This is a genomic window from Kitasatospora sp. CM 4170, from assembly GCF_032110285.1.
GTDB lineage: Bacteria > Actinomycetota > Actinomycetes > Streptomycetales > Streptomycetaceae > Kitasatospora > Kitasatospora aburaviensis.
The window spans coordinates 340374-363578 of record NZ_CP134877.1; the positions used below are offsets into that span (position 1 = coordinate 340374).

Annotated in this window: 17 protein-coding genes and 2 pseudogenes; 7 read left to right on the forward strand and 12 right to left on the reverse strand. The window is 72.3% G+C overall.

Annotation, left to right across the window (positions count from 1 at the left end; translation table 11 throughout):
- Positions 1-72 precede the first annotated feature (72 nt).
- Together RMN57_RS01440 and RMN57_RS01445 are read right to left on the reverse strand one after the other, a co-directional pair.
- Complete coding sequence (locus RMN57_RS01440; protein ID WP_313761494.1) at positions 73-2325, reverse strand: ATP-binding cassette domain-containing protein; 2253 nt, start codon at positions 2323-2325, stop codon at positions 73-75.
- A 232-nt stretch (positions 2326-2557) separates the two neighbouring features.
- Entirely contained in the window at positions 2558-2935 is a 378-nt protein-coding gene (locus RMN57_RS01445) for a DUF5132 domain-containing protein (RefSeq protein ID WP_313761495.1), read from the reverse strand.
- Positions 2936-3425: 490 nt separating this feature from the next.
- Here RMN57_RS01445 and RMN57_RS01450 point away from each other — a divergent pair, with 490 nt between their 5' ends.
- Positions 3426-3965 (forward strand): hypothetical protein, encoded by a 540-nt coding sequence (locus RMN57_RS01450; RefSeq protein ID WP_313761496.1) that lies wholly within the window; start codon positions 3426-3428, stop codon positions 3963-3965.
- Between the two features lie 39 nt (positions 3966-4004).
- Here RMN57_RS01450 and tnpA read toward each other — a convergent pair.
- Positions 4005-4388, reverse strand: a pseudogene (gene tnpA / locus RMN57_RS01455) (IS200/IS605 family transposase).
- A gap of 73 nt (positions 4389-4461) precedes the next feature.
- Between tnpA and RMN57_RS01460 the strand changes: the two are divergent.
- Entirely contained in the window at positions 4462-5670 is a 1209-nt protein-coding gene (locus tag RMN57_RS01460) for an RNA-guided endonuclease TnpB family protein (protein ID WP_313767684.1), read from the forward strand.
- Between the two features lie 104 nt (positions 5671-5774).
- Positions 5775-7427, forward strand: a pseudogene (locus tag RMN57_RS01465) (IS1182 family transposase).
- A gap of 330 nt (positions 7428-7757) precedes the next feature.
- Here RMN57_RS01465 and RMN57_RS01470 read toward each other — a convergent pair.
- On the reverse strand, positions 7758-8117 hold the full coding sequence (locus RMN57_RS01470) for a DUF1772 domain-containing protein (protein ID WP_313761497.1): 360 nt from the start codon (positions 8115-8117) through the stop codon (positions 7758-7760).
- Between the two features lie 42 nt (positions 8118-8159).
- Between RMN57_RS01470 and RMN57_RS01475 the strand changes: the two genes are divergently transcribed.
- Positions 8160-8939, forward strand: coding sequence for a LysR family transcriptional regulator substrate-binding protein (locus tag RMN57_RS01475; protein WP_313761498.1), 780 nt, complete (start codon positions 8160-8162; stop codon positions 8937-8939).
- On the opposite strand, the gene RMN57_RS01480 is transcribed toward RMN57_RS01475, so the two are convergent.
- On the reverse strand, positions 8910-10646 hold the full coding sequence (locus RMN57_RS01480) for an amidase (RefSeq protein ID WP_313761499.1): 1737 nt from the start codon (positions 10644-10646) through the stop codon (positions 8910-8912). The two genes, RMN57_RS01475 and RMN57_RS01480, sit on opposite strands and share 30 nt — an antisense overlap.
- Before the next feature lie 198 nt (positions 10647-10844).
- On the opposite strand from RMN57_RS01480, the gene RMN57_RS01485 reads away from it, so the two are divergent.
- The gene (locus RMN57_RS01485) at positions 10845-11846 is read left to right on the forward strand and encodes a LacI family DNA-binding transcriptional regulator (protein ID WP_313761500.1); all 1002 of its coding nucleotides are present in this window, start codon (positions 10845-10847) and stop codon (positions 11844-11846) included.
- A 152-nt stretch (positions 11847-11998) separates the two neighbouring features.
- On the opposite strand, the gene RMN57_RS01490 is transcribed toward RMN57_RS01485, so the two are convergent.
- The 3 genes from RMN57_RS01490 to RMN57_RS01500 form a co-directional block, all read right to left on the reverse strand.
- Positions 11999-13708, reverse strand: coding sequence for a DUF2201 family putative metallopeptidase (locus RMN57_RS01490; protein WP_313767685.1), 1710 nt, complete (start codon positions 13706-13708; stop codon positions 11999-12001).
- Positions 13709-13764: 56 nt separating this feature from the next.
- Positions 13765-14859 (reverse strand): MoxR family ATPase, encoded by a 1095-nt coding sequence (locus RMN57_RS01495; RefSeq protein WP_313761501.1) that lies wholly within the window; start codon positions 14857-14859, stop codon positions 13765-13767.
- Between the two features lie 338 nt (positions 14860-15197).
- Positions 15198-15740, reverse strand: a complete 543-nt coding sequence (locus tag RMN57_RS01500) for a YbhB/YbcL family Raf kinase inhibitor-like protein (protein ID WP_313761502.1) — start codon at positions 15738-15740, stop codon at positions 15198-15200.
- 231 nt (positions 15741-15971) lie between these two features.
- Here RMN57_RS01500 and RMN57_RS01505 point away from each other — a divergent pair, with 231 nt between their 5' ends.
- Entirely contained in the window at positions 15972-16784 is an 813-nt protein-coding gene (locus RMN57_RS01505; protein WP_313761503.1) for an IclR family transcriptional regulator, read from the forward strand.
- 49 nt (positions 16785-16833) lie between these two features.
- On the opposite strand, the gene RMN57_RS01510 is transcribed toward RMN57_RS01505, so the two are convergent.
- Entirely contained in the window at positions 16834-17958 is a 1125-nt protein-coding gene (locus RMN57_RS01510) for an SUKH-4 family immunity protein (RefSeq protein WP_313761504.1), read from the reverse strand.
- A gap of 132 nt (positions 17959-18090) precedes the next feature.
- Here RMN57_RS01510 and RMN57_RS01515 point away from each other — a divergent pair, with 132 nt between their 5' ends.
- Positions 18091-18996 (forward strand): arginase family protein, encoded by a 906-nt coding sequence (locus RMN57_RS01515; protein WP_313761505.1) that lies wholly within the window; start codon positions 18091-18093, stop codon positions 18994-18996.
- Positions 18997-19160: 164 nt separating this feature from the next.
- Here RMN57_RS01515 and RMN57_RS01520 read toward each other — a convergent pair whose 3' ends face one another.
- The 3 genes from RMN57_RS01520 to RMN57_RS01530 are packed head-to-tail and all read right to left on the reverse strand — an operon-like array spanning position 19161 to position 22950.
- Positions 19161-20348 carry a ferritin-like protein gene (locus RMN57_RS01520; RefSeq protein WP_313761506.1) on the reverse strand — a complete coding sequence of 396 codons (1188 nt, stop codon included), beginning with the start codon at positions 20346-20348 and terminating at the stop codon, positions 19161-19163.
- The gene (locus RMN57_RS01525) at positions 20345-22318 is read right to left on the reverse strand and encodes a GMC family oxidoreductase (protein WP_313761507.1); all 1974 of its coding nucleotides are present in this window, start codon (positions 22316-22318) and stop codon (positions 20345-20347) included. Before RMN57_RS01525 ends, RMN57_RS01520 begins: the two co-directional genes overlap by 4 nt.
- Positions 22315-22950, reverse strand: coding sequence for a hypothetical protein (locus RMN57_RS01530; RefSeq protein WP_313761508.1), 636 nt, complete (start codon positions 22948-22950; stop codon positions 22315-22317). The genes RMN57_RS01525 and RMN57_RS01530 overlap by 4 nt, the downstream gene beginning before the upstream one ends.
- Positions 22951-23205 lie beyond the last annotated feature (255 nt).

The window sequence follows — 23205 nt, forward strand, 5'->3', positions numbered from 1 at the left end:
CGGGGCACGCCGGACCGCACCGACCGCGGTGTCGTCACGCGGTCGGCGGGCGGGCGGTCGCGGCTGCTGCGGTCAGGCGGCGAGTTCGCCGGCCTGGAGCTGCCAGAGGGATGCGTAGAGTCCGTGCTGGGCGAGGAGTTCGTCGTGGGTGCCCTGTTCGGCGACGACACCGCCCTTGTCCATGACGTAGATCCGGTCGGCGTGGCGGACCGTGGAGAGCCGGTGGGCGATGACGAGCATCGTCCGGTCGGCCGCGAACCGGCGGAGCGTGCGCTGGATGGCGGCCTCGGTCTCGTTGTCCACGGCGGAGGTGGCCTCGTCGAGGACGACGACCGGTGAGTCCTTGAGGATCGCGCGCGCCAGGGCGATCCGCTGCCGCTGGCCGCCGGAGAGCGCGGCGCCGCGTTCGCCGATCAGGGTGTCGTAGCCGTCCGGCAGCGTCGCGATGAAGGTGTGCGCCTCGGCCATGGTGGCGGCCTGGACCACGGCCTCGTCGGAGGCGCCGAAGCTGCCGTAGCGGATGTTGTCCGCGATGCTGCCGTCGAAGAGGAACGGGTCCTGGGCGACGAAGCCGATGGCGTGGCGCAGGTCGTGCCGCCGGAGGTCCCGGACGTCCTGTCCGTCGAGCAGGACGCTGCCGGACTCCGCGTCCTGGAAGCGCATCAGCAGTTTGGCGATCGTCGTCTTGCCGGAGCCGGTCGCGCCGACCAGGGCGGTCACCTGCCCGGCGGGGACGGTCAGCGAGAGGTCCTCCAGCGCCGCCGGCCGGCCGGGGTAGGCGAAGGTGACCCCGTCGAGGACGATCTCGCCCCGTACCTCGGCAAGGTCGAGCGTCCCGGTGCTGCCGTCGGCCTCGACGGGTAGGGCGCGCAGCCGCTGGACCCGGTCGTACGAGGCGAGGGTGCGCTGGTACTGGTCGACGATGCCGCCGAGCCGGCTCATCCGCAACAGCAGCATCTGGGGCAGCCCGATCAACGGGCTGAACACCTCGAAGCGCAGGGTGCCGTTGAGCACCGAGCGACCGCCGATCAGCAGGGTGCCGGCCATCGATGCGGTGGTGCAGGCCCGGACGGTCTCGGCGTGGCGGATGGTGCTCCGGTCGGTCTGCCGGTTGCCCTCCTGGGCCGCCTCGCTCAACTCGTCGGTGCGTTCGGCCTCGTAGTCCTCGGTGCAGAAGCTCTTGACGGTGGCTCCGGCCTCCAGCGAGTTGATCACCTGGCTGCGCAGCACGGCCCGGCGCTCGCCGGAGACGGCGTAGTCGGCCGCGGCCCTGTCCTGGTGGTGCAGCGACAGCCAGGCGATGACCGGGATGGGCAGGAACGCGATCCAGGCGATCTGCGGCGCCAGCAGCAGGAACGCCGGTACCAGGAGCGCCAGGCTGGTGCCCAGCTGCAGTACGTCGTTGGCCGGGCCGGCGAAGAAGGCGCCCAGCTGGCCGACGTCGTCGGTGAGCGCCCCGGCCACCCGGGTGGTCCGCTCGCCCTCCAGCTGCCCGAGTTCGAGGTGCTGGACGTGCCGGTAGGTGCGGCTCCGCCAGTCGTGCTCGATGTCCTGGCCGAGCCCTCGCCACTGGAGGTTCGAGGCGTACGAGAGACCCGCCACGGCGGCACAGGCGGCGGCCACCAGCCCGGCCAGTCCCCAGAGTTGGGCGGACGCGGTGGTCAGGCCGAGGCTGACCAGGGGCGCCGCCTCGCCCTTGATCAGGACCAGTCCGGTCCAGCCGAGGAAGGTGCCGAGCGCCATCTCGGAGACCTGGCAGGAGACCGAGAGCGCGGCGGCCCGGTAGAGGCGGCGGCGGTGCGGTCCGACGATCTCCAGCAGGGGGTGGTGTTCGGCGCCGGGCCCGACCGCGTCCCGGGACGCGTCGAGCGTTCTGCGCCAGGCCTTGCGGAGGACGGCAGCGGTCGCCGCGGCCACCCCGCCCACCGCCACCAGCTGCCTGCTGAGCGCCGACCCGCGGATCAGCGCGACCCCGGCCGCCACGCCGCCTCCGACGGCGAGCACCGGTCGCACGACCAGGCCCCGGTCCGCCCGCGGGGCCGGGGCGGCGGCGGGCCGGGCCGGGGCGGCCGTTCCGGTCGGATCCTCCGCGACCAGGGCGACCGCCCTGCGGACGATCCGGCCGACGTCCGCGGCACGCACCCGGGCGTCGTGCCGGACGAGCACCCCGCCGGTGACCGGGTTGGCCCGGGCCTCGGTGATCCCGGGAATGCGGCGCAGCGCGGCGGCGAGGATCTCGGCCGTCCTGGGCCGTCCGAGCACCAGCTTGACGTCCCAGCGCTGACGGCCCGGAATGACCGAGCGAGGGCTCGCTTCCAATTCCACGGAGCGGAATCCGGCTGCGGCGCCCAGTAGCGATGGCATGTGTACGATCACCTGTTTGCGAGGGTCGCGGATTACCGTCACGGACAGGACGGAGTGCGGCGACGGAGTGGGAATTCTGGAGGCGGATGCGGTTCGGCCGAAAGGCCCGCGGTCGGCCGCCGCCGGACTGCATTCCTTCGCAATCGATCGAAGGCCATGCACGCCCGACGGCGGCCGGGGGACGGACGGGCCGTCAGTGCGTCTTGCCGGCGGCGGTGCCGGCGGTCGCGCGGATCTTCGGGGCCCTCGGATCCCCCTCCGGCCGCTCGACCCGCCCGACTCCGGCGGCCTCGTCCTTCACGGCGCCCGGGGCGCCGTTCCCGCTGACGTGCTGACCGTCGCCCGAGCGGGCCCCGGCGTCACCGGCGGCGATCTGGGCCGCCACCATGTCGGCGGCCACCTCGGCTGCGAGGTCGTGGATGTTCTCCCCGGCCTCCTGGGCGGCCTTCTTCACCTCCATCGCGATGCCGACGGACGTCTTGACGACTCCGCGCACCAGCGGCTTGAGCAGACGCTTGGCCAGGGGCGCGACGACGAGGCCGATCAGGAAGGGCGGTACTACGGGCGGCATGATGCTCCGTCCTCTCTACACACAGGCATGACAGGGAACCCGGGCACTGCGAACACCGGAGCAGCCCACAGCCGGGTGGACGGAAGCATTCCGCCGCGGAATCCGGGATTCACCCACCGAACCGAATTCCGGCACACCGGCACGCGCCGCCCGATCTCATGGTCACCGTAGTCGAACCATGTCCACCGGAGCCAAACCACTTCCGCAGGGTTCACTCATGCGAGTGTCCACGACCTTTCTGTACGACCTGAATGTGCGGCACACCCGAACACTGCACGATCCGATTTCCGGATGGTCCGATGAATTGGATTCGAATCGGTGGGCGCCGAGTTCCCGCACCACCCGCCGGCGCGCGGGACCGGGAGCGACAACGCCCACCCCCGGCACCACTCACGGACGGGTGAAGCGGCGCGCACAGCCGAGCTCTCGCCCGCCCGCCGGACGGCCACGAGAGCCGGCCCCGTGATACGTTCCACGACCAAGGGGCCACATGGACGAGAATTCGCAGGCGCGTGACGAACTGGACCGGCTGGGCCGGTCCCTGCGCGGGCAACTGGTGGCGCTGATCACCGATTTGACCGTTCGTGTCCACCTGCGCCGGCTGTCCCTCGACGAGCCGAAGGTTGCCGACCGGTGCGATCCGCTGCGCTACCACTACTCGACGATGTACCAGGGCAATCGTCCCAGGACCGCCACCGCTGCCGAGACGGCCTCGCGTGCGGCCTTCCTCCTCCACGAGGCCGGTTGGGACGTCACCACGTCACAGGAGAACGATGACGGGATCCTCTGGACCGTGGTCGTCGCCCACCGGGACGGCAACGGCATCCGCGTCATGACGAGCGACGACACACCCGCCGTGGCGTTCCGCGGACAGACGCCGGCGCTGGCACTGTGCCCGCCGCAACCGGTCCGGCAACCGGAGCCGGAGCTTGCACCGGAGCCGGTGGTGACGCCGGACACCCTCACCCCTGGCTACCGGATGTATTCGCAGTGCACCGGGCTTCGGCCCGGTGGTGAAGCGAATCGGTGAACTGGTCTGACCTCGGCTGTGTGCAGGGATCCGCGCTGTTCACCTCGGCCAGGGTCGGAGTGGCCGGTTCTCCTGCTCGATATACTGCTGCACGATGCTGAGCGGCGCACCGCCGACCGACCCGGCGAAGTACGAGCCGGACCACAGGCGCTGTGCCCGCCAGTAGTGGCGGACGAGGTCGGGGAACTCGTGGCGGAGCCCGGCGTGAGGACACGCCCTTGAGGGAGTTCACGAGCCTGGACACGGCGACCTTCGGGGGGAAGTTCACCAGCAGGTGGACGTGGTTGGCCTCGCCGTTGAACTCCATCAACTCGGCTTCGAAGTCCTCACACACGGCTTGCATGATCTCCTCGCAGCGCGTCAGGTGCCGGTCGGCGAAGACGGAGTGCGGTACTTCGTCACGAAGACCAAGTGGACATGCATTCGGAAGACACAGTGGCGGCCTGTGCGAACGTTCTCATCGGTACCCGTAAACCAATTGTGTATCGTGATGCGTATGCAGCTTCGGTACAGCTTCCGCCTGTACCCGAGCGCCGGTCAGCGCGCGGCCTTGGCAAGGGCGTTCGGGTGTGCGCGGGTGGTCTACAACGATGCGCTCCGCGCTCGGGAGAGCGCCCGCAGCGAAGGCATGCCGTTCCCGAAGACCGGGGACCTGTCGAAGCAGCTGATCACCGAGGCGAAGAACACCCCCGAGCGGGCGTGGCTCGGCGAGGTCTCGGCGGTCGTCCTCCAGCAGTCGCTGCGCGACCTGGACACCGCGTACCGGAACTTCTTCGACGGCCTGAAGGGCACGCGCCCCCGCACGGGCGCACCCCGGTACAAGTCCCGCAAGGACACCCGGCAGGCCGTCCGCTTCACGGCCAACGCCCGCTGGTCGGTCACGCCGGGGCGGAAGCTGCGCCTGCCGAAGATCGGCGACCTCAAGGTGAAGTGGTCCCGCTGCCTGCCGTCGACACCGTCCACAGTGACCGTGGTCAAGGACAGCGCGGGTCGGTACTTCGCGAGCTTCGTCGTGGAGACCGGCCCGGAAGAGGTGCTGCCCGAGGCGGGGCCCGAGCTGGGCATCGACCTCGGTCTCGGGCACTTCGCCGTCCTCTCTGACGGGACCAAGGTCGACAGCCCGCGCTTCCTGCGCCGCGCCGAGGAGCGCCTGAAGAAAGCCCAACGTGCCCTCTCCCGCAAGGAAAGGGGCTCCCGCAACAGGGACAAGGCCCGGCTGAAGGTCGCCCGCGCTCACGCGCGGGTCGCCGACGCGCGCCGCGAGTTCCATCACCGGCTCTCCACCCGGCTGATCCGCGAGAACCAAGCGGTCGCCGTGGAGGACCTGGCGGTGAAGGGACTCGCCCGCACGCGCCTGGCCAAGTCCGTGCACGATGCCGGATGGTCGGCGTTCACGTCGATGTTGGCGTACAAGGCCGCCCGGTACGGGCGCACCTTCGTGAAGATCGGCCGGTTCGAGCCGACTTCCCAGGTGTGCTCGCGGTGCGGCGTCAAGGACGGCCCCAAGCCCCTGCACGTCCGTGAGTGGACCTGTGGCGCATGCGGAGCCGTCCTGGACCGGGACATCAACGCGGCGGTCAACGTCGCCAAGGCGGCCGGACTGGCCGTGTCAGCCTGTGGAGCGCAGGTAAGACCGGGACTCGTCCCGGCACCGCGCAGCGAAGCAGGAACCCACCCGACTCCGCAGCCTTCAACGGCGCGGTAGGCGGGAATCGCCGCCCTTCAGGACTCCGTTGGGAAATCCGCAAACCGGTGATGGCGGATGGTCGGGACTGTCAGGATCGGCTTGTCGTCGATCAAGGGGGTCGGATGTCGCTGGAGTCGCGGCGCGACGTCGGGGTGCCGGAGCTGACCGCGCGGGTGGTGCGTGCGTCGTTTCCGAAAGGAACGCTGGCGATCCGCATCCGGGAGGCGCTCGGGCCGCTGTTCGAGGACGAGTCGTTTGCCGAGGCGTTCCCAGCGCGGGGTCGGCCGGCGATCTCGCCCGGGGCGCTGGCGCTGGTGTCGGTGCTGCAGTACGCGGAGGGGCTCAGCGACCGGCAGGCCGCTGACCAGGTCCGGGCCCGGATGGACTGGAAGTTCCTGCTCGGGCTTGAGCTGGACGACCCTGGCTTCGACTTCTCCGTCCTGGGCGGCTTCCGTGCCCGGCTGATCGAGCACGGTCTGGAGGAGATGGTCCTGGAGCTGGTCCTGGAGCGGATCCGCGGGCTCGGGCTGCTGCGGGCCGGCGGTCGCCAGCGGACGGATTCCACGCATGTTCTGGCCGCGGTGCGGGTGTTGAACCGGATGGAGTTCGTCGGCGAGACGCTACGGGCGGCGCTGGAGGCTCTGGCCGCGGCGGCTCCGCAGTGGCTGGCGGGCCATGTCACTACCGACTGGGTCGAGCGCTACGGCGCCCGGATCGACTCCTACCGCTTCCCCAAGGGGAGAACGTCCGCACCGAGTGGGCCGAGCAGGTCGGCCGGGACGGCTTCACCGTCCTGGAAGCCGTCTTGAGCCCCGACGCGCCCACCTGGCTGCGGGAGATCCCCGCCGTCCAGGTCCTGCGCCGGGCCTGGGTGGAGCAGTACCACCGTGACGGTGAGGGTGCGCTGGCGGGAGGCGAAGGACCTCCCGCCGGGCAGATGCCGTATGGCCTCGCCCTACGACCCGGACGCCCGCTATGGCGTGAAGCGGGGCTCGGGCTGGTGCGGCTACAAGACCCATCTGAGTGAGACCTGTGAGATCGACGCTCCGCATGTGATCACCTATGTCGTCACCACCGACGCGACCGTTGGCGACACCGAGGTCACCGAGACCGTCCACGATGGCCTGGCCGCAAGGGAGTTACTCCCAGACGAGCACGCCGTGGACGCCGGCTATGTCACCGCCGCCCACATCGTCTCCGCCCGCGACCAGCACCGGATCGACCTGCTCGGACCCGTCGGAGCGGACACGATGCATGAGCGTCACGAGGGCGAGCACATCCCCCAGAGCGCTTTCACCGTTGACTGGGACACGCGGAGGGTCACTTGTCCGCACGGAGCGGTCAGCGTCAGCTGGTCCGATCAGCGCAAACCCAGCGGAACCCCGATCACCCGGGTGCACTTCGCATTCGAGGACTGCGGTCCGTGCACAGCGCGGCCGCAATGCACCAAGGCCGCGAACGGCAAGTACGGCCGCCAGTTGACGCTCCTGCCCCGCGAACAGCAACAAGTCCTTTGGCAGCGCCGCCAAGAGCAGCAGACCGAGGGCTGGAAGAAGCGGTACGACGTCCGGGCCGGTGTCGAGGGCACGATCTCGCAGGCTGTCCGCCGGACCGGCATCCGCCGCACCCGCTACACCGGACTACCCAAGACCCACCTCGGCAACGTACTGGCCGCCACCGCGATCAACCTCATCCGGCTCGACGCGTGGCTCACCGACACCCCACTCGGCAAGACCCGCACTTCGCACCTGGCCACGCTCGACCTGGCAGCTTGATCGCCTACCCGGTTTGCGAATTTCCCAACGGAGTCCTTCAGGGCGGCGAGGACGTCAAGAGTGCGATGGCCTCGGCCGGTGTCCCGGATGCGGTGGCCGCGGGTGGGTGCTCGGCCGGTCACACCGGAGGAGCCGATGCGCGGAATGCGGCACGAGGCGGGTCTGCCCCATCTGCCAGAGCGCCGGTCAGCTGAGCACCTCCGATCTGTCGCCGTACCAACGCGGCTACTACCCGGGGCTGGACGACACCGGCTGAGCACGATCGGTTCGTACGGCAATTCCCGCAGGGTGGCTGCACGGCCGCCGCACGGCGATCGGCCACCCTGGCGTTCATCGCAGGCCCCGGGGGCTTCCTGACCCGCAGTCCACGCCTTCCCGCCGCAGCGCGACGTAGATCAGGACGGCGAACGCCAGCACGCCGCTGAGCGTGCGGACGTTGTTGAACAGCTGCCAGCGGTGGAGGATCTCCGCGTGGTCGGCGGGCGGCGCGGTGACGGCCCACTGCTTGATGCGCCCGTTGATCGGGACGTTCCCGAACCGGGTGACCAGAAAGGACGTGACGGTCAGGAGTCCTGCCGTACCCGCGAGGGCCCGGGCCGTGCCGCGTGTCAGGGTGGCCAGGGTAAGGGAGCTGACCACCGACACGGCCATCGCCGCCTGCATGGTGATGTCCGGGCGGTCCTGTTGCACGCCCGCGCCGCACTGGCCGCGGCGGACGCGGTGAGGCAGACGGTGGATGCCTACACCGGTCTGCTCCGCGGCCGGGTCACGCTCGGGCTGGTCTCCGGCGCCACCGGCCACGCCTTCGACATCCCGGACTTCCTCGCGGACTTCCACGACGCCCACCCCTCGGTGGAGGTGGCACTCACCGAGGACACCACGGAACGGATGCAGGACGCGCTGCTGGCCGGCGAACTCGACATCGCCGTCCTCGGGCCGACCGAGGAGACGCCCCCGGCCGGACTGGCCTTCCACACGGTGATCGACGTCCCGCTGGTCGCCGCTCTCGCACCCGGCGATCCGCTGCTCGACCCCGTCGACCGCACGAGCGTCCCGCTGGCGGATCTGGCCGACCGGCCGCTGATCTGCCTGCCGCGCGGCACCGGGGTGCGCGCGGCGCTCGAACGCGGCTGTGTGCAGGCGGGATTCCGCCCCCGCGTCTCCTTCGAGGCGGCAGCCTCCCAGGTGCTCGTGCAGCTTGCCGCCCGGGGCCTGGGCGTTGCCGTTCTGCCGGACGGCGACGACGAATCCACCGTCACGGGACGGCTCCGCACGCTGCGGATCGTCCGCCCCGAGATGCGGGCCCGCATCGCTCTCGCCTGGCGGGCCACCGGACCGGCGAGTCCTGCGGCGCGGGTCCTCGTCAACCGCCTGCGTGCAGCCCTGCCGAAGCCGTCCCCCGGCGTGGTCGACGGGCTCGTCCGCCATCGTCCTGGCGCAGGTGTCAGGACGATGGCGGACGAGCCGCCGGCGGCGGTGGTGTCACTCCGCCGCGAGCCGCGGCGTGCGTGACGGCTCCGTCCGGCGGCTGCCGGTCGCCTCGAAGGCAGCGGCCAGAGCCAGCAGTGCGTTGTCGTCGTAGGCGCGGCCCGCGAAGGTCAGACCGACGGGCATGCCGATGTCCGTCATGGTGCCCATGGGCACGGTCACCGTCGGGATGCCGAGGTGCCGGGGCACCAGGTTGCCGTTCGCGACCCAGACGCCGTTGCGCCAGCCGAGGTCGGCGGACGCCTCGCGGACGTCCATGTCCGCCGGGCCCACGTCGGCGACCGCGGGGAACACCACGGCGTCCAGGCCCAGGCCGTCCATCCACTCCTCCAGGTCGACCCGGCGCGTCTCCTCCAGTCCGCGGAGCCCCTGCTCCAGGTGCGGCATGTCGGTGAAGGACGCGTACGGCCGCTCGCGCACGAAGCGCGGGTAGTCGGCGATCGTGTCGTCGAAACCGGCGTAGCGGTCCGGCAGTTCGCCGTCCTGCTTGGGCCAGATGCGGTCGCCGTCGACCTCGGTCAGGGTGGCGAGCGCGGGGTCGCCGTTCGCCCGCAGGAAGTCGTCCCACGCCCAGGCGGACAGGTCCTCGATCTCGACGGTGAGGAAGTCCCGCCCGACCAGGCCGCGGGTGAGCAGCGAGGGCGCGCCGGGGCGGTCGGACTCGTAGTTCGACACGACGGGGAAGTCGACCTCGACCACCTCGGCGCCGGCGGCTTCCAGGTCACGGCGTGCGGCTTCCCACAGGGCGACCACCGAGGGGCGGGTGTCGATCCGCTGGCCGGTCTGGCCGCCGATGCCGCCGTGGGGGTTGGTGCCGGCGTCGGGGTCGGCGTTGATGTACATCCCGGGCACGCCGACGCGCTTGCCGGCGAGCGCGGCGCGGGCCGTCGGAGCGTCGGCGGGCGCGAGGGCCGGGTACGACGCGGGGCGCACCTGCGACGGCGCGGGCAGCGGGATCCACGGCTGTGCGCGCCACAGGTCGCCGCGGCTCTCCGGGTCGTCCGCCACGATGACGTCGAGCAGCTCGAACAGGTCGGCCATGGTCCGGGTGTGCGGGACGACGACGTCCATGGTCGGGACGAGCGGCCAGTTGCCGCGCACGGAGATCACGCCCCGGCTGGGCGTGTAGGCGCACAGGGCGTTGTACGAGGCGGGCGCCCGGCCCGACGACCAGGTCTCCTCGCCGAGGCCGAACGCGCCGAACGAGGCCGCGGTCGCGGTGCCCGAGCCGTTGGACGAGCCCGAGCCGTAGGCGCTGGTGAGCCAGTCGGCGCTGTACGGGCTCTCCGCACGGCCGTACACACCGCGCTGCATGCCGCCGTTGGCCATCGGCGGCATGTTGGTCAGGCCGATGAGGACCGCCCCGCCCGCGCGCAGCCGCTCGATGGCGAAGGCGTCGCGCTGGGCGACCAGGTGCTCGAACGCCGGCGAACCGGCGGCGGCGGTGAGGCCCTTCGCGAGGTAGCTGTCCTTCGCGGTGTACGGGATGCCGTCCAGCGGGCCGAGCGTCTCGCCGCGCGCGCGGCGGGCGTCGGAGGCCTCGGCCTCGGCGCGGGCGTCCGGGTTCATCACGACCAGCGCGTTGAGCGCGGTGGCGGTGCCGGGCCGGTCGTAGGCGTCGATCCGCGCGAGGTAGGCGTCGAGCAGCTCGACCGCGGTGGTCTCGCCCTTCTCCAGTGCCGCTCGGAGGTCGGCGATACCGGTCTCCACAACATCGAATCCGCGCGTCATTCGGATGCCTCCTGGGTGTTCGGGTCGGGCAGGGGCGGACACGGCGGTCACGCCTCCGGGCGCACCGGCCGGGTCGGAGCCGGCGAGCCGTGCTGGAACGTTCCAGCGCGCGCATCCTAGGCATTGCTGGAACGTTCCAGCAAGAGCGGGCGGACCGGAGCGGAGGTCGAGGCGGGAATGCGTCTAGACTTCCGGGCTGTGACCAGCCGCTCCGTGACCCTGATCGACGTGGCCCGGGCGGCCGGGGTGTCCAAGAGCACCGCCTCCAACGCGCTCGGCGGCTCCGGCCGGGTCTCCGAGACCACCCGCGAGCACATCCGGAACGTGGCCCGGGAGCTCGGCTACCGGCCGAACACCGCGGCGCGCAGCCTCCGCCGTGCCAGCACCGGCGCGATCGGACTGCACCTGCCGCGCACCGCGACCCGCCTCGACTACTACATGAACCTCGCGTTCGGCGCGGTCGAGCGGGCCCGGGAGGACGGGCTGGACCTCGTCCTGCTCGCCCCCGGCACGGCGGGCGGCGCCGGGCTCGCCTCGCGGGTGGACGGCCTCCTGGTGATCGACCCCGAGGTCGACGACCCGGAGGTCCCCGACCTGCTGGCCGCGGGCGTCCCGGTGGTCACGGGCGAGCGCTACCTGGGCGGGGGCGTCGCGCCGAGCGGCGCCGTGGTGTGCGACAACGCCGCCTCGCTGGTCGCGCTGCTGGACCACCTGGCCGAGCGCGGCGCACGGCGCCCGGCCCTGCTCGTCCCCGGCCCCGGCTCCGACTGGGCCGCCGCACTCCGGACGGCCGCCGGTGCCTGGAGCCGGCGCGAGGGCATCGAGGTGACCGTGCGGACGGTGCCGTTCGCGACGACGCCGGTCGAGGCCGAGGCGGCCACCGCGAGCCTGATCGGCGGGGCCTCGGGCGCGGACGCGGTGGTGTGCGCCCCCGACGGTGCGGTTCCCGGCGTGCTGGCAGCCGCGGCCCGGGCAGGCCGGCGGGTCGGATCGGACCTGCTGGTGGCCGCCTGCGTCGACGGAGCGGCGGCGCGCGGCTCCGGCCCCCAGGTCACCGCGGTCGACCTGCGCCCGTCGGAGTACGGGCGGGCCTGCGCGGCCCTGCTCAGCGATCTGCTGGCAGGATCGGCCGAGCCCGGAGCCGTGCGGCGGCACGAGTGGGCGCTGAAGGTGCGGGAGTCCACGGCCGGCCGGGCCTGACGGCGGTTCGCGCCGGGGCCCTGTCCCGCCGAACTTGCCGGACGCAGAGATCGACCGGACCGGACCTCGCACCGGAGAACGCCACCGGACGGCGCCGCGAACGCCTTGCGCACGAACGCCTTGCGCACGAGCGTCGCGCCCGGCCGGTGGGGTCAGCGCAGCCGGAACACCGGCCCGCGCGGTGTGAACGGCAGCCCGGCGCCCTGCGGGACGAGGTACGCGTGCTCCCGCCGCACCCGCAGCACGTCGCACTCGCCGTCGGTGATCACCAGGACCGGCGCACCGGGCGGGAAGTCCTCGGCCCGTTCCAGCAGGTCGACGCCCGGCTGCAGCACGGTGCCGCCGCGCCCGCGCACCCGGACCCGTCCGGCGATGTCGTCCACCGGCAGGTAGCCCTCGTCGTGCGGCGCGGCGTCGCAGAACACCACCCGGGCGGCCGGGACGTCCCGGGCGGCGGCGTACGAGGCGATCGCGCCGAGCGCCTTGCCGAGCAGGGTGCGGCTCATCGAGCCCGAGGTGTCGAGGACGACGCCGAAGGTGCAGCGGGCCACCTCCTCGGGCGGGAAGTACCGTCCGGCGCGCGGGACGTCCGGGGTGGAGGCCTGCCGCCGGGAGGGCCGGGCATAGCTCCGCACGGCCGTCGGCGAGGGGACGAACTCGTCGAACCAGCGGGCCAGTTGCGCGTCCCAGGGCAGTGGCGGATGGGCCAGCGCGCGGATCTCCTCCACCAACCCGGCCGGGAGCAGCCCGCGTTCGCGCCGGTGCAGCTCGAAGCCCTGCTGCAGACCACGTCGGTAGAAGTCGTCCAGGTCGACGTAGTCGCGCGGCGCCCCGAGCGGTTCGCCCAGGACGTCCGGCCGGCCCTTCCCGGCCAGGGTGGCCAGTCGGCGCAGCCGGCGCTGGTCCCGGACGATCCGGTCGTAGACCTCCTCCGCCGACAGGCCCTTCAACTGCGGGTCGTGGAGCAGTCCTTCGGGCATCTCGCCGACGCCCATCTCGACCAGCCAGCCGTTGATCACGTAGTCGGCGGCCACGTTGAACAGGTAGGGGTCGCGGGCGCCGCAGCGCTCGGAGTGCTTCAGCGCGGCGTGCAGCATCTCGTGGCCGAGGATGAACCGCCACTCCTCGTCGCTGTGGTGGCGCAGCGGGTTGAGGTAGATCTCTCCGGCCCCGGCGTTGACCGCGGCGACCGAGATGCCCTGGGCGCGGGCGAGTTCGACGTCGGCGACCAGCGTCATGCCAGCCGCGATGCCGCCGAGCAGCGGGTAGGAGGAGATGAACCAGTTCAGCGCGCGGGTCCACGGCCGTTCCGGGAGCCGGGCGCCGGTCAGCTCCTCGCGGCGCCCGCCGGCCACGTCCATCGCGGCGGACATGGTGCGGGTGAGCGCGGCGGCGAAGCCGACCGTCCAGTCCTCGGGCGCCCAGTACGGGTGGTGGGTGGCCAGCACCTGGTCGCTGCCGCGCCCGGCGGTGCCGGGGATCCGGGGCAGGCCGTCCCGGCGCCAGCGGGCGGCCAGCTCCTCCTCGTCGCCGCTCACCGACGCCGGCAGTTCGAACGGCGCCCGGCCGATCGAGAAGGAGGACAGGAAGCGGTTGACCACGGCGCAGCGGGCGGCCAGCTCGTACGCGTCGCCGGCCTTGCGCGGGGTACCGGCGGCGGGCACGTGGCCGAAGCCCAGGTGCAGCAGGCAGTGCGCCAGCACCCAGGCCCACTCGGCCGGTTCGGCCCGGCGGCGGACGTTGACGTGCACGGAGCCGGCCGAGTCGACCACCGCCCAGCCGTCCTCGGGCGTCAGGGCGCAGTCGGGGTCGCGGCAGAACCGGGCGTCGATCGAGGCGAGGGCGTGGTTGCCGTGCAGCATCGCCAGGCCGTCCGCGTACGCCTCGGCGGCCGGGTCGGGGCGGGCCGGGGCGGGCTTCACCGGCGGGCCTCGACCAGCCGGGGCATGTCCCGGGCCGCCTCGATCAGGAACCAGGCGGGCAGCACCGGGTTGCCGTCCGGGCCGTCCGCGATCACCGTCTGCGCCACCTCGACCGAGATCTCGGCGAGCTGCACCAGCAGCGACTTCGCCCGGTACGCGGTCTGCTTCAGCTGCGGCGAGACGTGCTCCTTGCGGGCCGGCAGCTCCTTGACCAGGCGGCCGCGGAAGGCGTCCGCCAGGTAGTAGAGCAGGTCGCGGTCCTCCAGCCGGTTCGGCCAGCGGGCGTCGCCCTTGATGATCGCGTCCAGCCCGTAGGCGTTGCGGACGATCTTGGCGTAGCCGCAGAACGCCACCGCGTGCTGCGGGGTGAGCAGGCCGTGCGCCAGTACCTTGAGGGTCTCCTCTCCCCCGGCCCGGCCGCCGGAAGGTGCCTCCGCCAGCGTCGGGCCGAAGGAGTGCAGTGCGTCGGAGAGCATGTGCCAGGCGCGCGGCGTGGAGAACGGCTCCTCCGACTTGGGCGGCGCCGACCACAGGTGGTCCGGCCGGTCGGTGAGGTGGTCCAGCACCCAGGGGTGGATGCCGTTGCCCGCGGCCCAGGTCAGCCAGTCGGTGGCGCTGGCCCGCAGATGGACGTGAACCAGCCGGTTGACCAGCGCGGACGCCATCGGGCGGGCCAGCGCGCCGTCGGTCGCCCGGTTGCCGGCGCCGATCACGATCGAGCCGGGCGGCAGCTCGTACGAACCGATCCGGCGGTCCAGGATCAGCGAGTAGAAGGCCTTCTGCACGTCCGGCGTCGCCGCGTTGAGCTCGTCCAGGAACAGGCAGTACGGCTCGTCGCGGGCGATCGTCTCCGGCGGACAGAACCGGGACCGGCCGTCCGCGGTGATCTGCGGAACGCCGACCAGGTCCTCCGGCGCCAGCTGAGTGCCGATCAGGCTGACGCACTCCAGGCCCAGCGAGTCGGCGAACTCCCGCACCAGGGACGACTTCCCGATCCCGGGCGCGCCCCACAGGAAGACCGGCCGGACGGTGGCCAGACCCAGCAACAACTCCGGCACCTGGGACGGCGACACGGTGACGGCACCCTGCAAGTTCGGCTCCTTCGGTTCGGGGGGACGCCCGGACAGTGTGCGGTGCCCCGGCTGCCGACCGCACCGGGTTTTCCGGTGCGGCCGGCAGCCGGCATGAACCCCGCCGACCACGGCGACCGCGTCAGACTCATCGCCGCCCTCGCCGCCCTCGACACCCGGTACAGGGAGCGGAGCAGCGCGCCCTCCCGCCGACCACCCGCGTCGTGCCGGCCCGGACACCCGGTCCGCCGCCGTGAAGTCGCCGCAGACGCGACCTCACGCACCTCAGGACCCTGACGCACCCGTCGACACGGGGGTGGCTGCAGGACGCCCGCAGCCACCCCCGTCGTCGTGCGGCGTCAGTGCGAGTACACCGGGGTGATGATCGCGCGGGCGAGCGTGTGGAACGCGAGGTTGAAGCTCACGACGGCGGGCGAGGCATCCGGGGTGACGTCCAGCTTCTCCACGTCCACCGCGTGCACCACGAAGTAGTAGCGGTGGACCTGGTCGCCCTGCGGCGGGGCCGCGCCGCCGTAGTTGGAAGTGCCGTAGTCGTTGCGGACGTGGAACGCTCCGGCCGGCAGCGATTCGTCATTGGCGCCCGAACCGGTGGGCAGCTCGGTGACCGTGGCCGGGATGTTGACGGCCAGCCAGTGCCAGAACCCCGAGGGCGTGGGGGCGTCCGGGTCGAAGCAGGTGACGACGAAGCTCCTGGTCTCCGCCGGGAATCCCGTCCAGCTCAGGTGCGGCGAGACGTTGTCGCCGCTGACGCCCATGGCGTTGAAGACGTGGGCGCCGGGCATCTGCCGGCCGTCCGCGACGTCCTCGGACGTCACCTCGAACGATCCGACCGCCGGCAGCAGCTCGTAGGGGTCCGGGGCGACGGGACGATCGAGACTCATGGTGGTACCTCCTGTGGGCGTGGTGCTGTTCACGAAGCCTGCCGGGGCTTCGGTTCCGGGACAGGGGTCGGCGACCGCGTGTCCGCGGCGACCCCCTCGCTGAGCTTCGCTACATCCAGATCTTGACTCACATCGTGATCCGGTGACTCATGATGTGAGTTGCTATAGTTGCTGTCAAGCCGGCGTGATCATGGAAGCCGGAAGCCTTCGGAAGACGCGAAGAGGCTCCAGGTGGCGACGGACCGCGGCACGGGCACCCCCCCGTTGCTGGTGCTCGGAAAGATCACGAAGATCCTGGACTGCTTCTCGGTCACGGAGCCCGAACCCACACTGCGGGAGATCACCCAGCGCAGCGGGCTGCACGCCAGCACCTGCCAGCGCCTGGTGCACAACCTCGTGCGCGAGGGCTTCCTCGACCGCAGCGGCGATCGCTACCGGATCGGGCTCTCGCTCGTGCAGTGGGCCGCGCCGGGCACCTTCGGCCTCGACATCGTGCAGCGGATCAAGCCGGTCCTGCAGCGACTGTGCGACGGGACGGGCGAAACCGCGTGCCTGTACGTCCGCGACGGGGCGTCCCGCACCGTCATCGCGGTCGCCGAGACCCGCCACGTCGTGATGCGGCTGTTCAAGGTCGGCATGGTGATGCCGCTGCACGCCGGAGCGCCCGGGAAGATCTTCCTGGCGTACGACCCCGCGGCCCGCGCCGACCTCGTCCGGGACGGCCTCCAGCGCTTCACCGAGCAGACCCCGGTCGACATCGACGTCCTGGACGAGCAGGCCGCACAGGCCCGGACCGACGGGTACGCCGCCGCGTTCGACGAACGGCACGAAGGCGTGGGATCGATCAGCGCCCCCGTGTTCGACCACGCCGGCGACCTGGCGGCCGTCCTCGGGATCGGCGCACCCACCCAGCGTCTGACCGCGGACGACGTCGATCGACTCGCCCCCTTGGTGGTCACCGCCGCGAAGGACGCCAGCGCCGCACTCGGGTACCGCCCCAGCAAGGTGCTCGGCCCCCGCCTGGCCGCCCCCGACCTGGCCTGACACGCAGGCCGCGCGGGGCGGGGAGAGCCAACAGAACCGGCACGCCGGATCAGCCGAGCAGCCCGCCCGTGTACGGATCCTCGGCGAGCATCCGCCAGGTGTGCGCCGGTGTCGCGAACGCCTCCGGGTCCACCGCCTCGACCAGCCGGTCCACCACGGCCAGCAGCAACGCCTGCGGGTCGTGCACCGCCCAGTCCTGCAGGGTGTCCTCCTCCGACTGCCACCATTCGTCGCGCAACTTCTCGTACGTCCAGAGCGCGTACAGCAGCGCCGAGAGGTCCCGATTGAGGTACCGGTCGGGCCGGCCGTCGCCGAACCGGGGCGGCACCTCGACCCGTCCGGTGGCACCGTCGAGGGCGATCGGCAGTCCCTCGACCCACCAGCCGACCGCGAGGTGGTCCCGCAGCGGGCCGGGTTCGGCGTGTGCCTGCGCCATGCTGCGCAGGGGTCCCTCCGGTGGGACCACGAACAGCTGGCCGTCCAGCGCCAGGCCGGTCTCGGTCAGCAGTCGGCGGGTCGGCTCGTGGGTCAGCGCCGGCGGCAGCTCCTCGGGGCGGTAGCGCCGTACCCCACGTTCGCCGCTCAGCAGTGCCAACTCCTCGACCAGGTCCGCGCCGAACTCGTACGCGAGCCCGCCCGGCCCCGCCGTCCCCGGCCAGGCACCCCAGGCCAGGGCTTCGACCCGGACCACCGTTCCCCAGTGCGCGGGCCGGGCCACGGTCTCGAACAGCCGAGGGTCGACCTCCCGCATCCGCTCCTCGGCGACCTGCACCACCGCCTGCGTGATCCCGGCACCGCGGTGGCCGTTGCCCGCCTCCCGGTCCTCGGCCGCCCGGGCCACCGACTCGGCCTCCCGGAGCAATCCGACGAACGCGGGCAGGTCGGAGGCGAGCAGGTCGCGCCGCAGGTCGCCGTCCGTCCACTCGGCGAGCCACACGTCCCCACTCACCGCGTCCAGCACGACCTGGCCGCTGCCGTACTCCGGCTCCCCCAGCACGAGCAGCCGCCCGTCTCCCACCACCGGCCCGCCCGGCCACGCCGTCAGTTCCGCCAACCGCCCCTGCGCGAGCACCCCGAAGTCCAGGTACGCGGCCGCCTCCGGCAGCCCGTGCTCCGCCAGGAACGCCCGGCTCCCGGGATCCGCCACTGCCTCCGACACCTGAACCCGCAGCACCTGCGTGCCTCCCCCGTGTGATAATCACCCGACCCTACCCGGTGCCCCCCACGTCCCGGCCGGGGTGTCGTCCTGGTGACTCGCAGGCGCAGCCCGCTCGCGCCCGCCTGGGCGGACGGCAATGATGGGTGGATGGGACGGGATCTCGTTGTGGTGGGCGCGCCGACCAGTGCGGGCAGCTACGCACCCGGCCAGGAGGCCGCACCGAGCGTGTTGCGCGAGCTCGGCCTGATCGACCGCCTGAGGGCGGCGGGCCGCCGGGTACGGGACGCCGGGGACGGGCCGCTGCACGTGTGGGCCCCCGACCCGCAGCACCCGCGGGCCCAGAACCTCGCGGCGGTGGTCCAAGCCGTCAGGGCGGTCGCCGACCACGTCGCCAGAGCGCTGGAGGAGGACGCGGACGTCCTGGTCATCGGCGGCAACTGCACCGTCGCGCTGGGCGTGATGGCAGCTCTCACCGAACGCGACCCGGACGCCGGCCTGCTCTACATCGACCGGCACTTCGACCTCAACACACCAGCGAGCACCCACGAGGGCGCCCTCGACTGGATGGGGCTCGCCCACGGACTGGACCTGCCCGGGGCCGCGGAGCCGCTGGCGGCCGCCTTCGCCCAACGCCCGCTGCTCACCCCGGACGGGCTCCACCTCCTCGGCATCGACCCCGCGGCCGCCACCGTCTGGGAACGCGAGCAGGCAACAGGCCTGGGCCTGCGCTGGGGCTCGCACACCGATCTCGCCACCGCGCCGGGAACCGAGGTGACACGGGCCCTCGGCACGCTCCCCTCCGGGCCCCTGGCCGTGCACCTCGACGTCGACGTCCTGGACTTCACCGACGCGCCGCTCGCCGAGAGCACGGACGGCCGCAACAGCGGCCCCACGCTCGACGCCGTGTCCGAGGCGCTGGACACCGCCTGCCGGGATCCGCGCTTCCGGGCACTCTCGGTCTGCGAGCTCAACCCTTCCCGCGCCGCCGGCCACCCCGCCGTCCTCCACCGCTTCGTCGCAAGCCTTCAACACGCCCTGCGCGCCACCCCGTGAACGGCGGCCGGGACATCTGACACCTCCTCCGGCCTGCCCCTCGGGAGACCGGCTGACCACCGACGCCGGCGCCCTCGACACCGGCGCGTAGGGCATCGACGCGTAGGGCGTCGACGCCGGCGGCGGCACCCGGGGCCGGGTGCCGCCGCCCGGGTGGGTGGCCGTCAGGCGAAGGCCTCGACGGAGTCGGAGGACAGGGCGGCCAGGTCGATGGGGCGGCCTGCTTCGAGCGCGGCGGCCCGGATGTTGCGCCGGACCTCCTCGGCGGCGAGGGCGTCCTCCCGCGGGGTGATCTGGAAGGTGGCACTGGCGAAGCGGCCCAGGGCGGCCTGGGCCGGGTCGGGGTGGGGGTTGTGGTAAAGCTGTTCGGCGCGGTCGCGCAGTTCCAGCATGGTGGGGACGGCGAGCGCCATGTCCCGGGGCCGTCCGTTGAACGCGGAGTTCAGGTAGCCCAGCAGGACGGCGTAGCGGGCGTTGAAGGCCACGGCGCGTTCGTACACCGCGCTGGTCTTCTCGTACCTCTTGTAGTCGGCGACCTTAGAGTCGCCGTGGATCGGGTGGGCGTCGTCCCAGGTGACGTCGATCAGCGGGCCGCTGGGCCGGTCCTTCGGGCGGTCGTCGGGGCCGTAGCTGCGGCCGGTGTAGATCTCGTTGAAGCGGAAGTAGTGGGCGAGTTCGCGTTGTTCGCCGAAGAGGCGGTCGTTGCTGTTCCAGATGCTGTCGCCGACGCCTTCGCCCTGCTCGGTGATGGTCTCCAGCGCTTCCAGCGCCGAGTTGCGGCCGTCGACGGGGAAGACCTCGCCGCCGGAGTTGTAGAAGTCCTCCGGGCCGACCTGGCGTCCGGGGTCCCCGGTGAAGACCCGATCGTGGCCGAGGTCCCTGATGAGGTTCTCCAGGCCGGTCCGGATGGTGTCGTAGAACTGGCCGATGGAGGTCCAGCCGGAGCCCGGTTCGGGTTTCGGCGTCATCGACTTCGGCTGTTCGATCCGCAGGAACGTCTCCAGCGCCTCCGGTGAGAAGTGCTGGAGGCCGATCTTCGGCACACCGGTGCCGCTGAAGGGCAGTTCGGCCGGGTACTCGGCGACGACGCCGGAGTCGACCACCGGGCTGCCGCCGACCGCGTTGAGCAGGTTGGCGACCAGCGTCATGTGGAGCATCTCCTCCAGCAGGACGGCTCGGATCGCGTAGTACGCGGTGCGGTTGGTGCCCGGGCGGATGGTGTACATCCCGGTCATGTAGACGGGGATGGTCAGGTGCTCCACCTCCAGCGCCGCCTGGAGGTAGGTGCGCAGCTTCTCCAGGGTCTTCGGGACGCCGAAGCCTGCCTTGTCCAGTTCGAGGGCGGTGATCACGCCGGTACCTCCGCGTCGGTTGCCCCCGCGGTGCCGCGCAGGTCGGCCGGCCGCCGGTCCAGGAGCAGGTCCTTGTGGATCTGCTCGGCGCTGCGCAGGGCGAGGGCCAGCATGGTGATGGTGGGGTTGCTCGTGCCGATGGAGGGCATGCTGCCGCAGCCGACGGCGTACAGGTTCGGGTGCTCCCAGGTGCGCTGGTACCCGTCGACCACGGACGTGCCGGCGGAGCTGCCCATGATGTGCGTACCGGCGCCGTGACCCGCCCCGCTGTAGGCCAGGTCCAGCGTCTCGCCGTCGACGGTGTGTACAAAGTGGCCGAGCGGGGGCACACCGTCGCGCGGCGCGTGGTCGGTGTAGTCGGTGGCGCCGAGGTGGTCGAAGATCTTCCGGGCCACCTTGCGGGCGGCGAACAGCCCGTCGCGGGTGTGCTGGTCGAGGTCGTAGGTGATGACCGGGCGCAGGTTGCCCATGGCGTCGCGGGAGCGGCGGTCGATGGTGACCCGGTTGTTCGGGTTCGCCGACTGCTCGACGGCGATCTGCAGTTGGAGCTGCCGGCCGATGGTGGAGCCGAGCAGACGGCGCAGCTCGGGCCCGAACACGCCGTCCGGCCGCACGTCGCCGTTCCGGTCGCCGCCGATGCCCAGGGCGGTGGCGACGTTGCTCATCGGCGCGCCGGTGGCCCAGCCCCAGCCCCAGTTGCCGATCTCGATCCGGAACGGGGCCCGCCTGGCGCGCCCTTCGCCGAAGCGGAAGGCCTCCCAGCCGGAGGTGTGCCCGGGCCCGCGGAAGGGACCGACCGGGCCGCGCTCCTCGTCGGCGAGGGCCCAGTTGAGGATGGTCGGGTGGTCCATCAGATTGCGGCCGACCTGGTCGCTGCCGTTGGCGAGCCCGGAGAACAGCAGCAGCCGCGCGTTCTCGACGGCGTGGGCGGCGAGCACCACCAGGTCCGCCTCGACCACGTACGAGCGGCCGACCGGTGAGGCCGGGTCGGTGTAGGTGCGGAACTCCACCCCGCTCACCCGGCCGCCCCGGGTCGGGCCCGCCAGCCGGACCCGGGTGGCGACACAGCGCGTGGCCAGCGAGACCGTCTTCGCGAAACGGGCCTGCTGGCGCAGCGGGTGGGACTTCGCCTGCACCGGGCAGATCGGCACACAGCTCGCGTTGCCCACGCAGCGCTCGCCGTAGTTGGGCAGTCCGACGGCGCTCTCCGGCCGGTACGGGACCGGGGAGTAGTCGGGGTTCGGGGTGGAGTTGCGGGCCTGCGGCAGGCTGCGAACCCGCAGCTCGTACGCGTCGCTCGTCAGGTCGTCGACGATCGGCGTGCCGTCGAGACTCTGGCAGTACCGGTCGATGTAGCTGGCCGGGATCTGGTGCATCGGGTAGACGTAGTCCGGGTCGGTGACGACCTCGATCGCCCGCTGGTCGTCCGCGTTCCCCGCCACACCGATCTCGAACTCAGCGCGCGCGTACCAGGATTGAAGCTCCTGTGCGTCGATCGGCCAGCTTCGCCCGTAGCCGTACCGCTCGGTGGCGAAGTCCTCGGCGTGCATCCGCGGCACCGCGCCGAGCCAGTGCATCGCGGCGCCGCCCAACTCCCTCAGGTAGTCGGTGCCGTACGGGAGGCGGCCGTTCTGGACGAAGTAGCCGTTCGCGGTGAACTCCGGCTGCCCCGGCTTCGGGTCGCGGACCGGCGCGAGGTCGAGGACGTCCGGATAGGGCGCCGCGACGCTGCGCCGGTAGGCCGAGTTGGGGACCTTGGCGACGGCGGAGTGGTAGGTGGAGAGCGAGCCGAGGTAGCCGGGCCAGGTCTCGGTGCCGCCGTTGCCGGCCTCCAGGATCAGGACGTTCCAGCCCAGGTCGCCGAGCTCCTTGGCGACCAGGCTGCCGGACCAGCCACCGCCGACGATGACCACGTCGTAGCGCCGACGGACGGCCTCGTCCGCACTGACGGTGCTCACGGTGTCGGTCATGCGTGCTCCTCCTTGGTGGCGGGCCCGGACGATGTCGGAACGGCGGAGGGCGGGATCTGGCGCCAGGCCCGGTAGCCGGGCAACAGGTGGTCCGGCACGGCGTGCACGGCCACCTCGGACTCCAGACCGGTGCGGCAGACCAACTCCTCGTCGAGGCCGAGCTCCTGGCGCAGGCCGTCACCGGCGGGCTGGGCCGGCGGCGGGACCGCCCAGGTCCCGAAGCCCGGAGGCTTGGCGCCGGCCGGGTGCCCGTGGAAGGTCCGCCACACCAGGCCCTCGACGTACGCCTCCGGCGCGACCACGAACTCCTCGTTCGCCATCTGGCGACGCAGCGCCGCGTGGGCCTCCGGCGCCAGCCGCGGCCAGGAGCCGGTCAGCCACAGGTAGGCCAGCGCCCGGGCCACCTCCAGATGGACGGGCGACAGGTCCTGAGGGCCACCGCGCCCGTCGAGGGCCCTCGTCCACGCGGCCCAGAACTCCGCGAAGGCGGCCGCCCCGACCTGCTGGCGGGCGGTCTCCAGATAGCGCTCGGCCATGCCGGTGGCGTAGAGGTCGAACACGGCGAAACCGGTCAGGGGTACACAGCGGCCGACGAAGTCCGCGATCTCTTCCGTCACAGCGGGAACGGTCATCACGCTCCTCTCTCACGGGGAAGTCCGCCCGGATCGGGGACAGATGTCCCGCAGGGACAGTTCCCGGACGAACCACCCGGCATCATCACCCATCTGCGCGGCGCGAGCCGGGCTGCGCCGGGCCGGGCCCCCGATTTCACCCGAACGGGGCCACCGAGCGGGACACAGCGGCCGCCCCGGCGTGCGGTGGGCCCTAGATGTACTGACCACGGAGGTTGGTGACAGGGCTCACGGCGTGGTGATCTTGAAATGAGT

Excerpts from the sequence above, each read along its gene's own strand:
- RMN57_RS01460 (WP_313767684.1), top strand. The coding sequence starts at position 4,462 with ATGCAGCTTCGGTACAGCTTCCGCCTGTACCCGAGCGCCGGTCAGCGC.
- RMN57_RS01480 (WP_313761499.1), bottom strand. The coding sequence starts at position 10,646 with ATGACGCGCGGATTCGATGTTGTGGAGACCGGTATCGCCGACCTCCGA.
- RMN57_RS01530 (WP_313761508.1), bottom strand. The coding sequence starts at position 22,950 with ATGACCGTTCCCGCTGTGACGGAAGAGATCGCGGACTTCGTCGGCCGC.
- RMN57_RS01500 (WP_313761502.1), bottom strand. The coding sequence starts at position 15,740 with ATGAGTCTCGATCGTCCCGTCGCCCCGGACCCCTACGAGCTGCTGCCG.
- RMN57_RS01515 (WP_313761505.1), top strand. The coding sequence starts at position 18,091 with ATGGGACGGGATCTCGTTGTGGTGGGCGCGCCGACCAGTGCGGGCAGC.
- RMN57_RS01450 (WP_313761496.1), top strand. The coding sequence starts at position 3,426 with ATGGACGAGAATTCGCAGGCGCGTGACGAACTGGACCGGCTGGGCCGG.
- RMN57_RS01525 (WP_313761507.1), bottom strand. The coding sequence starts at position 22,318 with ATGACCGACACCGTGAGCACCGTCAGTGCGGACGAGGCCGTCCGTCGG.
- RMN57_RS01445 (WP_313761495.1), bottom strand. The coding sequence starts at position 2,935 with ATGCCGCCCGTAGTACCGCCCTTCCTGATCGGCCTCGTCGTCGCGCCC.
- RMN57_RS01490 (WP_313767685.1), bottom strand. The coding sequence starts at position 13,708 with ATGCTGCACGGCAACCACGCCCTCGCCTCGATCGACGCCCGGTTCTGC.